Here is a 12724-nt window from a genome sequence, read left to right on the forward strand (position 1 = left end):
GAGCGCTCATTTTCAAAAGCAGCCGAACGTCTATCAATTACTCAGCCCGCCATCACAAAGAGAATTCAGGGACTAGAACGTCAACTTTCGTGCAAACTCATTGAGCGTTTGCAGCGCGACCTCCTGTTAACCGAGGCTGGCGAAGCGCTGTATCCACACGCTCTGTCCATCCTGCATGAAATTGATAACGCAAAGCATGCAATCAAGAATTTGTCTCACAATGTAGAGGGTGAACTAAGAATTGTTGCCAGTCATCATATAGGCCTACACCGACTTCCCTTAATCTTAAAGGAATTCAGTAAGCGCTATCCTGAAGTTGACCTTAAGCTTAATTTCCTTGATTCTGAAAGCGCCTATCCGATATTGGGTGATAATCAGGCTGATATTGCTTTTATTACCATCCCGGACCAATTAAGTGATGACTATATATGTCACCTTTCTTGGGACGACCCTATGAGCTTTATTTGTAGCCAACATCATGAGCTTGCCAGCTTAACAAGCGTAACACCCCCTGACCTTGCAAAGCACAACGCAATTCTGCCCTCACGATCCACGCTCACTTACCGCGTCGTCGAAGCTATGTTTCATCAATCGAAATTAATGCTAAACGCGAGCATTCCAACGAACTATCTAGAAACCATGAAGATGATGGCCGGAGTAGGCATGGGTTGGAGCGTGCTGCCAAACACGATGATTGATGAAGAGCTGAAAGTATTACCGATCGATCTTTCGAATAGCTACGGCACCGAATCAGAATTGACCAGAAATCTTGGCGCCGTGAGTTTCAGAAAAAAGAGTATGAGCAACGCTGCAAAAGCCTTTATTGAAGTGGCTGAATCCATTTGGGGACGGCAGGTATCAGTACAAAAAACTTAAATTGGTTAACGTACCGAGGCAATCGCACCGTTAGAGATTCATCATCTCAACAATAACTGTTTTCGCAACAAAACCAAATACCCCCAAACCAAGCGCAAAGAACAGGATAAATGTACCGAATTTACCGGCATTTGAGCGTTTAGCCAAGTCCCAAACAATATATCCCATATAAAGAATTAGCGCAGTGACCAGAACATATAACGAAATAGACTCAAACTGCTCAACACTCATGACTTTACCTCTTAACATTAATACTGTGCGAAACAAAGCGCGCGATTCTACTTGCTCTTAGCTGTTTCGTTCAAGAAAACTAATGTTAATTTAATAAGTTAGAGTATTCAGACTAGATTAGGCTCTGGTTTTATAATACTGGCGGTGAAGCTGCTCAGGTTTTGCACCAAGAAAGTATGCCGCACGTAGCCTCCACATCAATAATACGGTTTTTACTGCCCCTTCTTTTTCCCACTTGCGTGCTGAAGTAATGGCCTGATCTTTTAGGCATAAGGGCGGAGCAGAACGCTTTAAGCGTTTGCTTAACTCTATATCTTCCATTAAAGGCTGATCTGGAAAGCCGCCTACTTTCCGAAAAAGGCAGGCGCTAACAAATATCGCCTGATCTCCAGTAGCTATACCTGTAAGCCGTGAGCGAATATTGATGAACCAAGAGATTACCTTAAATGTCGCGGCAGAGTTATCGAGCTGAATATCAAAGCGCCCCCAAACGGGTTCGGATGAGATTGCGCCATGTAGCATGTTAATAGCTTTACTTGGTAATACCGTATCTGCATGCAAAAACAGAAGAAGACGCCCTTGAGCTAACTCTGCACCAGCATTCTGTTGTGCGGAACGCCCACACTTTGAGCGAATTAAATGAGCATCCATATCTAGCTCACTTATAAGTGAAGAAATTATCTCGCCACTACCATCAGTACTACCGCCATCGACCAGCAGCACTTCGCAGCGCTTACTAGTGAGAGTGTTGAGCTTGCGTAATAAACGCTCAATATTTTCAGCTTCATTAAATACGGGAACAATAATACTCAGGTCAATCGAGTGCGCCACCGCAGCTACTCCCCTGTCCTGCAGTGCAACCATAGCAGTGGTCTGCCACAACTATCGTAGAACCTTCTATAGCCTGCCCTAAAATATCGCTTAGATGCATTCTATTTTTATCAGATGCTATCAATCCTCCCTCCAGTCTAAGCATTGGCATATCAAGCATCTGATTGAAATCACAATCAAACACATGGCCCTGCCAGTCAATACTTATCAAGCTGCGACACATTACCGAGGTAAGGTTTTCCTTTGCATACGACTCTTTCAATAGATCCATATAGTTATGAAATTCGCCCTTGGACAAAAGCACGCTCCCAAAGCGAGAAATAGGCATATTCGTTATTGTGAAAAGTTGGTCAAAGAGAATATCGAAATTTTCATAGAGCTCTTTTTTATAATCCTGCTCTAGCTGTTGCTGAGGAGGAGGTAGGAACGGACCACCAGGATTATAAACTAAACTCAAGGTCAAGCCGCTCCCTTCGACTCCATAACCTAGTTTGTTTAGGAGCTTTAAGCTCTTGATGCTATCTTCGAAAACACCTTTCCCTCTTTGTTGGTCGACATTATCTTTCGTGTAACAAGGTAGAGACGCGACAACTTCCACCTCGTTAGCAGCCAGAAACTCAGCAAGGTCTTCATAGCCAGGTTCTTGCAGAATCGTCAAATTGCAGCGATCAATAACATGCACTCCCAGTGACCTTGCTTCTTCGACCAAGTAACGAAAATAAGGGTTCATTTCCGGTGCGCCGCCCGTTAAGTCCAGCTGTGAAATGTCTTTTTCTTTCAACAAAGCCAATACCAAGTCGATATTTGATTTGTTCATTAGCTCTTTACGGGTCGGCCCTGCATTAACATGACAGTGCGTACAACTAAGGTTACATAGGTATCCCAGATTTACCTGTAAAGTTTCTAGCCTATTTCGCTTAAGCGAAGGGAACTGCGTTTCGACCAATAAAGGGCGGCTATCTAACATAAAGATCCTGTTTTTGTATTGATATGATCTCTTAGGACTACAATCCGCGCCATAGGTTCCATATCAATCGTATTAATTCTATAAAAATGCGGGCAAAGGATGCCTAAAAAGCATTACCCCAGCCAAAGCCAGAGTGTGGCCAATTCTACAACAAACATGATTGCAGTGATGCTTTGCCAAAACCGCAGCGGATTTCTTTTTGCAAGTGGTATATGGGCCTTATCCATAAACTCCGAATTAGGATGTTCGAGATCATAAATAAATTCTGACAAGGCATCATATCGAAGTTCTGTAGAAATCTGTAAAGCTTTTTCGATCGCACCATCCATCCATTCGGGAACCATTGGGTTAAACTCTCGAGCTGGCTGATATTTTAGTCGATAAAATTCATTGGTAGACTGACTGGTCTCAAATTTTTCGCCATAAGGCTGTTGTCCCGTCAGCATTTCGTAGAGAACAACAGCAATTGAAAACATGTCGGACTTTAAAGAAGCTTTTCGTCCCAGCTTATACTCTGGCGCACCATAGGTGTCAGTTCCCAGTACTTGCTCACGTTCAAAGGGTGATTCTATTTCAGCAACACCCGCAATAAAGCAGGAACCAAAATCTATAATCGTTACCTTACCCTCGTCATCGACCATTATATTTTCTGGTTTAATATCCTGATGCAAAGTCTCTTTACGATGCATAGCACGAACACCCTTCACTACCTGATGAATTATCGACATAACTCTTTCGATACCGGGCTTTGGATTTGCTTTCATCCACTCAGCTAGCGTTTGGCCCTCAACATAATCACAAACGTAATAAAGGAACTTTTGCCCTCTTTCACTTTCATGAATATTTACTACGTACTTACTGTTAATACGGCCAGCTACCCAGGGTTCCAATACAAATCGCTCTTTGTACGCCAAATCATCATCATAATTCACTGAAGGCGTTTTCATAGCATGTAACTTGTCAGTGTTATGATCTTTTACCAAATATACTTGTGATCGATTACTGGCATGTAGCTCTTTTATCACATGGTAGCCGTCAATAGACATTCCAGGGGAAAGCTCTGGTGGGAAGGGTAAGTCTGAAAGCTTTACGTAGGCATCTTCGGCATTTGGACAAGGCAAAGCATCGACTCTGACAATCTGGCAACTCAAGTTATCATCGGAGCCGTTTTCGAGTGCAATATCAACCAAACTCTCACAAAGCCCGGTAAATTCATCCGACTTGCAATCAACCGCCTTAGCAATGACTTCTTTTATACGTTTATCGTTGATAAAATCATGAATACCGTCGGTACTCAGAAAAAAGATATCACCAGATTCGACATCCTCCGAGTAATAGTCGACATCAAGCATTAAATCCATTCCCATTGCACGAGTAAGATAAGTGGAATCCTTACTTACTCTGGCGGAATGGTCATGCGTGAGCTGCTCAAAGTTATTTCCCCGAAGGCGGTACACTCGGCTATCGCCGATATGAAATATATGCGCGACACGCGACTTGATAACCAAGGTCGACATTGTACTGATATAGCCATGCTCAGCCTGAAGATAACCAACCCCCTGCCCATATAACCAACGATTCAAAGCCGTTAATACTTTTTGAGCTGAGTTTTTAACTGTCCAGGAGTCAGGTGTACTGAAGAAGTCGGAGATAAAGTTCTTAACGCAGGTTTCGCTTGCCTCCTTGCCCGCCTCTGCACTACTGACTCCATCTGCAACAATAGCAACCATTCCCTTTACAGTTAATAGAGGCTCTTTCGGGACGTATATTCCGACAGAATCTTCATTTTGGTGCTTTAAGCCCTTTACTGATATTTGCCCTGCACTTGTACGAAGCCCGCTTTCTAGATGCATCTGATATTTCACTCACTTATTTATTATGGGTATTATTGCGTCAATAAGTAGCAAAATAACACCCCCTTTAGATTAAAATCTTAATTTTCAACGGCATATGTAAAAACGAACGCAATATACTGCCTTAGGATTGAACTCAGCGCATAGTCATGCACCATTATCAACCAAGGCGGAAAACAGCATTTTTTAGCTGCACCACTTTAAAGCACGCGTTTTTTCTCAAACGCTCAAAACCTGGCTATAAAACACGAACTTAAGAATTTTTTTCCTTTTTATTTCAATACCCTATGAAATTATTTCGATACTTGGCATAGCTCATGCTTAATTACAGATAATTGCGTAAACAAGCATTGAGTAACGCTAAAGCTTTTCACTAGTAAATAAGCACAGCGTATGCGCAGATTCTCAGACATACGAGGCCATAGAATGAAGAATAGTAGAGTTGTTGTAGTCGGTAACGGCATGGTGGGTCATCACTTCGTTGACCAAATGATTGCATCCGAAATTGGAGCACACATTACAGTACTAGGCGCCGAAACGCGACCAGCCTACGATCGGGTACATCTCTCTGAAGTGTTCTCTGGCAAAGAGCCAAAAGATCTAGCACTAACAACCCGCGAATTCTACAAAGATAATGGTGTTGATGCGATTTTTGGTGATGCCGTTACAGATATAGACCGTAAAAACAAAATTGTTATCACTGAAAGCGGGCGACGCTTCGATTATGACAAGCTAGTATTGGCAACTGGTTCTTATCCTTTTGTACCACCTATCAAAGGTTCTGAAAGCAAAGAATGCCTAACCTACAGAACAATTGATGACTTGGGTGAAATTAAATCACATGCCCAGACCTCAAAAATTGGTGTAGTTGTAGGTGGTGGTCTGCTTGGTCTTGAGTGTGCAAACGCACTTCAAAATCTAGGGCTTGAAACTCACGTTGTTGAGTTTGCTCCCGGCTTAATGGGTGTTCAGCTAGATGATGGCGGCAGCAAGATGCTTCGCCGTAAGATCGAAGCGCTTGGTGTTCAAGTACATACCCAAAAAGCGACTACGCTTATCGATAACAAAGGTGATAACACAAAACTGCGAATGAACTTCGCAGATGACACGCATCTTGATACTGACATGATCGTATTTTCTGCAGGCATTCGCCCCTATGATCAGTTAGCACGTAAAACCGGGTTAGAAGTTGGTGAGCGTGGCGGTATCGTTGTCGATTACCACTGCCGAACCTCTGACTCGGACATTTTTGCTATAGGTGAATGTGCTCTATATGGCAACATGATCTACGGACTGGTTGCGCCCGGTTATAGAATGGCAGAAGTTGCTGTTCAGCAATTCTCCGACGACGACGAAAAACCTTCGTTTACTGGCTCAGACATGAGCACGAAGCTGAAGCTTCTGGGTGTTGACGTCGGCTCAATTGGCGATGCCCATGGTAAAACGCCCGGCTCAATCGCTTACGTCTACAGTAACGAAAACTCAGAGATCTATAAGCGAATCATCGTATCTGAAGACGGCAATACACTGTTAGGTGCAGTACTAGTTGGCGACTGTTCAGATTACGACACACTTCTTCAATACTACCTGAACGGTATCGAGCTTCCCGAAAACCCTGAAGGAATGATTCTACCGAATGTTGAAGGGGGTGGTCCTGCGCTAGGTGCTTCAGCACTACCAATGGAAGCAACAATCTGTTCATGCCTAAACGTTAGTAAAGGCGACATTATTAACGCTCTTGATTCCGGTTGTTGCAGCGTAGGTGATGTAAAAGGTGAAACCAAAGCAGCTAGCGGTTGTGGCGGTTGCGCAGCACTTCTTAAGGATGTTGTTGATACTGAGCTTGAAGCGCGCGGCGTTACGGTTGATAAAAGCATTTGTGAACACTTCCCTCATACGCGTGAAGAGCTATATCACTTAATTCGTGTCGGTAGTATCATGTCATTTGGCGAACTGGTAGAAAAACACGGTACCGGCCTTGGTTGTGATATTTGTAAGCCTGCGGTAGCAAATATGCTTGCAGCTAGCTGGAATGATTACATTCTAGAAGAGCAACATACAGGCCTGCAGGATACCAACGATACCTTTCTTGCAAACATGCAAAAAGATGGCACCTATTCAGTTGTCCCACGTGTACCAGGTGGTGAGATTACGCCTGAGCAACTGATCGCTATCGGTCAAGTAGGCCAAAAGTACAAACTTTATACAAAGATTACGGGCGGGCAGCGTATAGACTTATTTGGCGCTAAACTTAATGACCTACCCACTATTTGGGGTGAACTAATTGCAGCAGGCCTTGAAACGGGTCACGCCTACGGTAAGTCCTTACGTACCGTTAAGTCGTGCGTCGGATCAACTTGGTGTCGTTACGGAGTTCAGGATAGCGTGGGTCAAGCAATCGATATCGAAAACCGATACAAAGGTTTGCGTACTCCGCACAAGCTAAAAATGGCAGTATCCGGCTGTACTCGTGAGTGTGCAGAAGCGCAAAGTAAAGATGTTGGCATCATTGCAACTGAAAACGGCTGGAACCTCTACCTTTGTGGAAACGGCGGCATGAAGCCACGACATGCTGATCTGTTTGCGACCGATATCAGTACCGAAACGCTAGTTAAATATATTGATCGCTTCTTGATGTTCTACATCAAAACAGCAGACCGCTTACAAAGAACATCTGTATGGATGGACAACCTTGAAGGCGGTATCGAATACCTTCGTGAGGTTATTATTGAAGACAGCCTTGGTATTGCAGCTGAACTTGAAGCTCAGATGCAAAGCGTTGTCGATACTTATCAGTGTGAATGGAAAACTACGGTCGAAGACGAAACAAAACTACGTCGCTTCCGTCAATTTGTTAACTCTGATAAAGAAGATAGTAACGTTGTTTTCGTTGAAGAGCGTGGTCAAGTAAGACCTGCTAGCGAAGACGAAAAATCAAAATTAATCGCTAAGTCAGCTTAATCCAGTACTCACAGATAGGAGAAAATCAAAATGGCACTTAATGAAGTTATCTGTACGAAGTACGATCTTGTAGAAAATTCAGGCGTATGCGCGCTAGTAAACGATGAGCAAGTTGCGATCTTCTACATACCGAGCAGCGAAGAAAAGATTTTCGCAATATCTAACTGGGACCCATGCGGTAAGGCAAATGTTCTTTCTCGCGGGATTGTTGGAGATTTAACCGGCAAGTACGTGGTTGCTTCTCCCCTATACAAACAGCACTTTGACCTTAAGACAGGCGAATGCCTTGAGGAAGAAGACAAATCTGTAACTGTTTACCCAGTTAAACTCGAAGGCGATTCGGTCTTGCTAGCCTAGGCAGCAAGCAAAAAAGTTCTATCAAGCGGGGTGTGTTGGCTGGACTCACGAGGTCGTAAAACAGTCTTCCCACCCCATACATTCTTTCCCTTGTATGTCGCAAGGTTTAGCCCCGAAAGGGGCTTCTTTTTTAACCCCCATCATAAACTTGCTGAAATCAGTGCAATCGTTCAATATGCGCTTTTAACCAAAGCCAACACTTACAAATAGCAGCTGTTTCAGACCTTAGATGCGCACACCTATATTCAATTACCCAATAATCTGGCTCAAAGCTTTTCTGGCAAGCCTGGTTATTTTCTCCTGCTCTACAAAGGTGTGGAGCGAAAGCGCCAATATCGCGGTTGCCTCTAACTTTATCTCCACCGCCAAAGTTTTAATTAAAAACTTTGAGAGTGAAAGCAAGCACAAGATCCATGCCTCCTATGGATCGTCGGGTAAGTTGGTCGCACAAATTACTCACGGCGCTCCTTTCGAGCTATTCTTGTCGGCCGATCAAAAGTCACCACACTTCCTCAGCGCTAAGCACCTTACCCTACCAGAGTCACAGTTCACTTATGCGATCGGACGGCTGGCACTATGCGCTAACACCCCTATTTCTGACGCCAGTTTGTCAAATATACTAAAAGCGCCGCAGATTAAGAAAATAGCATTAGCTAATGCTAAGCTTGCCCCTTATGGACGCGCTGCCCAACAAGTATTAGAACAACTTGAAATAGACCAAACTGATCGTAACAAATGGATTCGCGGCGAGAATATTGCGCAAACTTTCCAGTTTCTGGTCAGTGGTAACGTTAACCTAGCCTTTATTGCAAAAGCTCAAGCAAACTCTTCAGACAATATTCAGCCAGAAGCATGTATTTCTATTCCCTCTGAGCTATATGATCCGATAAAGCAGGATGCTATTCTACTAAGTCGAGCAAACAAGTCCCCTGCTGCCATTGCTTTCTATAACTATCTTAAACAAGGCAAAGCTAGGGAGATAATACAAGGCTTTTCGTATAACGTGCCCGACACCACTCTAGACAATCAGCACAATTAAGCAGCGATATGTTTTTTTCTGAAGCAGATTATTCAGCCATATTAGTCACATTAAAACTTGCTACAGTTGTTACGATCAGCTTATTAGTCATGTGCACGCCACTTGCGTGGTGGCTTGCCCGCACAAAATCTTGGCTAAAAGTACCTGTATCTGCCCTGGTCTCTCTACCCTTAATTTTACCCCCCACGGTACTAGGCTTTTACCTTTTGATCGCAATGGGACCAAGCGGGTATATTGGTGAAATGACCCAGAGTCTGGGCATTGGCACGCTCCCCTTTACATTTTGGGGGCTTGTACTTGGCTCAATTATCTATTCGCTGCCCTTTGTTGTGCAACCAATACAGAATGCTATGGAAATGCTAGGTGATGATGCCATCGAAGCTGCCGCCACCCTTAGAGCCTCTCCAATTGATCGTTTTTTTACGGTAACCCTTCCCTTGTGTAAGCCAGGTTTTTTAACGGCCGCAGTTCTTGGTTTCGCGCATACTGTTGGCGAGTTTGGGCTTGTTTTGATGATTGGCGGAAACATTCAGGATGAGACGCGCGTTATTTCTGTTCAGATTTATGACCATGTAGAAGCGCTGGAATACTCCCAGGCCCACGGCTTAGCCGGCATTATGGTTATATTTTCCTTTATCGTGCTGCTTTGCTTATACAGTTTTAACAGAAGGCAAAATCTTTTTGGTGGACTGAAAAATGGAGTATAAGCCTACAATCGCGATCAACCTCCACTCCACACGCAGCCCGCGCAATGGCAAGCCCTTCGAGCTACAAATCAACACCACGCTTCCAGGGGACGGAATTAATGTAATCTTTGGGCATTCCGGCTCAGGGAAAACAAGCCTATTACGCTGCATCGCAGGCTTAGAGCACGCAAGCGGATCTCTAGTCATAAACGGAGCTGAATGGCAAAGCTCGACCTCTTTTTTGCCAACCCACAAGCGTCCAATTGGTTATGTATTCCAGGACGCCAAGTTATTCCCTCATTTAAGCGCAATAGGCAATCTAGAATATGCTATTAAGCGCGCCAGCAAAAGCAGCGCAAAGCGTATCAGTATCGAGCATGTTCTTTCAATTCTCGGAATCGAAGCTCTTCTAAACAAGAAGCCCGATGAATTATCAGGAGGAGAACGCCAGCGAGTTGCGATTGCCAGAGCTTTACTTGTTCAGCCTGAACTCTTATTAATGGATGAGCCATTAGCTTCTTTAGATAAAGCCAGAAAACTCGAAATCCTTCCCTACGTTCAAAAGATTCGATCAGAATTTCGTATACCAATTTTATACGTCACTCACTCGGTAAACGAAGTCGCTAAACTTGCTGACCACTTAGTAATACTTGAAAACGGAAAGCTTAGCACTCAAGGTAAGGTTTCAGATGTGCTTTCTAATCTAGAGACAGCCGACTATTTAGGAAATGAAACAGGTATTATCATCCAAGGGCGAGTTAACGAGCTAGATGAACAATGGAACCTCGCAGCCGTAGACTTTGAAGGCGAACGCATATGGATTCACAATAAGGGGCTAGGGCATGGCGCAGAACTTAGAGTGCGTATATTAGCAAAGGATGTCAGCATCACTTTAAGTCAATCGAAAAACAGTAGCATTCTTAATCTATTACCGGCAGTAATCGACGAAATAGATGAAAAAGATTCTTCTATGGCTTTAGTAAGTTTAAATATTGGTTGCAGCAAGTTAATTGCCCGAGTAACTCGAAAATCCGTTCACCAACTAAATTTAATTGCCGGACTAAAGGTATGGGCCCAAATCAAGTCCGTTGCAATAGTTGAATAGTCTCAGAAGCTTCATTTTACAGACCAACAAAAAGCATCAATTCGAAAACACCGGCGCGTATCTTAGTGTTTAGTAGAATCTAAATTTGGGGAAATTTTAGGGAAGTATTTGTGCTTGAGGGTTATGAAGTTGGCTCCCCGAGCTGGGCTCGAACCAGCGACAAACGGATTAACAGTCCGCTACTCTACCAACTGAGTTATCGGGGAACTTCATCAACGGCGCGAATATTATCGCCTTAACTGATGGTCGTCAACACTTTATTGTAAAGAAAATGCAGTATTTCTTAAAAGCGTGATTTTTGTATAAATAATCAACAAAATCTGGGGCTTACAGCAACTTTCTTACATTAGGGAGATTTTTAAAATCACTATCTCCGCTTACTAGGACGTCGAGCTTGCTTAACGCCTTTCTTAACCGCTTTAGTGTGTGCCCTGCTTTCTTTAGCGATTTCCTGACTAGTTTTCTGCCTATGCTTGATAGGAGGCAAGTTAACCAAATCTCGCAATTCGTTAATATCCTTAACCTTAAGCTCTTCCCAGGCGCCAACCTTTAAACGACTTGGCATAAATATACAGCCGTAGCGTACACGCTTAAGCCTGCTTACCTGAACTTCCTGAGACTCCCATAAGCGACGAACCTCTCGATTACGACCTTCCATGACAACAACGTGAAACCACTTATTGCGGCCCTCGCCACCGTATTCTTGAACGTCGGTAAACTTGGCAAGTCCGTCATCGAGTAACACACCTTGCTTAAGTCTTTCGAGCATCGCGCCATCGACTTCACCATGGATCCGAACTGCGTACTCGCGATCAACACCGTAAGATGGATGCATTAAGCGATTAGCTAATTCGCCATCGGTTGTCAAAATCAACAAACCGCTAGTATTAATATCCAGACGACCTACCGATATCCAGCGCTGCCCCTCAAGCTTCGGCAGGTTATCAAAGACGGTTGGTCGCCCTTCAGGGTCAGAATGTGTACAGACAACCCCTTCAGGCTTGGAATAAACAATAACCTTATATTCTTGTTCAGACCTTCTAGGCATTTTTACAAAACGATCATCTACATAAACTTTATCACTTGGTACAACCCGCAAGCCCAATGAAGCAACTTCACCATTTACCTTCACTCGGCCCTGACTAATCCAGCGTTCTAGCTCACGGCGAGAAGCAAGGCCGGCTTGCGCAAGAACCTTCTGTAGGCGCTCACCAACAGGAGCCGTGGCACTACTTTCAGCTTGTAAGCTTTCGTCAAGATCGCTTTCGCTGACAGGAGTATGTTGTAGATCAGTATCTGGCTTCTTGGTCATTAAAATGCTCATTAGGTGAAATTTATATGCTGCAACCATTGTAGGTCAGCAGAGGGTATTCGCCAATAAAAAACCAGGGCTGAGGAACTATTGCGTAGTCACTAAGCCCGGAACTTATTGCTTAGGAATTTTGCGTCAGGCTAACTTTTAAAATCTCTGCCTGAAGATCAGCATATTCATGAACTGCTGGAAATTGAGGAAACTCATCGATCACATTCTGAGGTGACTTAAACAGGATGCCTGCTTCAGCCTGCTTCAGCATAGTTGTGTCATTATAAGAGTCGCCTGCTGCAATTACACGATAGTTCAATAATTGGAAGGCTCTAACAGACTGACGCTTAGGGTCTTTCTGGCGAAGAACATAGTCAGTAATCTTTCCATCTTCAGCCACTTCAAGCTTATGACAGAATAGTGTTGGAAAGCCTAGCTTTGCCATTAGCGGCATTGCAAACTCATAAAACGTATCAGAAAGAATAATTACCTGAAAGCGAGTAGACAACCAGTCA

Annotated in this window: 12 protein-coding genes and 1 tRNA gene; 6 read left to right on the forward strand and 7 right to left on the reverse strand. The window is 43.8% G+C overall.

Annotation, left to right across the window (positions count from 1 at the left end; genetic code table 11):
• A partial coding sequence (locus A3766_RS22495; protein WP_068642999.1) for a LysR family transcriptional regulator occupies positions 1-876 on the forward strand: 876 nt, incomplete at its 5' end.
• Positions 877-906: 30 nt separating this feature from the next.
• Here the strand turns inward: A3766_RS22495 and A3766_RS22500 are convergent.
• From A3766_RS22500 to A3766_RS22515, 4 genes are all read right to left on the reverse strand, one after another.
• The gene (locus A3766_RS22500) at positions 907-1107 is read right to left on the reverse strand and encodes a DUF2788 domain-containing protein (protein WP_068510295.1); all 201 of its coding nucleotides are present in this window, start codon (positions 1105-1107) and stop codon (positions 907-909) included.
• Positions 1108-1224: 117 nt separating this feature from the next.
• Entirely contained in the window at positions 1225-1938 is a 714-nt protein-coding gene (locus A3766_RS22505) for a TIGR04283 family arsenosugar biosynthesis glycosyltransferase (RefSeq protein WP_231882965.1), read from the reverse strand.
• Positions 1922-2905, reverse strand: coding sequence for an arsenosugar biosynthesis radical SAM (seleno)protein ArsS (gene arsS, locus A3766_RS22510; RefSeq protein WP_068510297.1), 984 nt, complete (start codon positions 2903-2905; stop codon positions 1922-1924). Before arsS ends, A3766_RS22505 begins: the two co-directional genes overlap by 17 nt.
• Positions 2906-3018: 113 nt before the next feature.
• Positions 3019-4758: a bifunctional protein-serine/threonine kinase/phosphatase gene (locus A3766_RS22515; protein WP_068510299.1), complete on the reverse strand. Its 1740-nt coding sequence runs from the start codon at positions 4756-4758 to the stop codon at positions 3019-3021.
• Between the two features lie 426 nt (positions 4759-5184).
• Here A3766_RS22515 and nirB point away from each other — a divergent pair, with 426 nt between their 5' ends.
• The 5 genes from nirB (at position 5185) to modC (ending at position 10906) form a co-directional block, all read left to right on the forward strand.
• Positions 5185-7719 carry a nitrite reductase large subunit NirB gene (nirB, locus tag A3766_RS22520; protein WP_068510301.1) on the forward strand — a complete coding sequence of 845 codons (2535 nt, stop codon included), beginning with the start codon at positions 5185-5187 and terminating at the stop codon, positions 7717-7719.
• Between the two features lie 30 nt (positions 7720-7749).
• A complete protein-coding gene (gene nirD, locus A3766_RS22525; RefSeq protein WP_068510303.1) occupies positions 7750-8076 on the forward strand; it encodes a nitrite reductase small subunit NirD in 327 nt (108 codons plus the stop codon).
• Positions 8077-8305: 229 nt separating this feature from the next.
• Positions 8306-9115, forward strand: coding sequence for a molybdate ABC transporter substrate-binding protein (gene modA / locus A3766_RS22530; RefSeq protein ID WP_068510305.1), 810 nt, complete (start codon positions 8306-8308; stop codon positions 9113-9115).
• 8 nt (positions 9116-9123) lie between these two features.
• On the forward strand, positions 9124-9822 hold the full coding sequence (gene modB, locus A3766_RS22535; RefSeq protein ID WP_068510307.1) for a molybdate ABC transporter permease subunit: 699 nt from the start codon (positions 9124-9126) through the stop codon (positions 9820-9822).
• The gene (gene modC, locus A3766_RS22540) at positions 9812-10906 is read left to right on the forward strand and encodes a molybdenum ABC transporter ATP-binding protein (protein ID WP_068510309.1); all 1095 of its coding nucleotides are present in this window, start codon (positions 9812-9814) and stop codon (positions 10904-10906) included. Before modB ends, modC begins: the two co-directional genes overlap by 11 nt.
• Positions 10907-11036: 130 nt before the next feature.
• Here modC and A3766_RS22545 read toward each other — a convergent pair.
• The 3 genes from A3766_RS22545 to thrH all read right to left on the reverse strand — a co-directional run.
• Positions 11037-11112: transfer RNA gene (locus A3766_RS22545), tRNA-Asn, on the reverse strand.
• A gap of 161 nt (positions 11113-11273) precedes the next feature.
• Positions 11274-12218: a 23S rRNA pseudouridine(2605) synthase RluB gene (gene rluB / locus A3766_RS22550; protein ID WP_082880495.1), complete on the reverse strand. Its 945-nt coding sequence runs from the start codon at positions 12216-12218 to the stop codon at positions 11274-11276.
• 121 nt (positions 12219-12339) lie between these two features.
• On the reverse strand, positions 12340-12724 hold a 385-nt coding region (thrH, locus tag A3766_RS22555), incomplete at its 5' end, for a bifunctional phosphoserine phosphatase/homoserine phosphotransferase ThrH (protein ID WP_082907187.1).

Source organism: Oleiphilus sp. HI0132, from assembly GCF_001635845.1.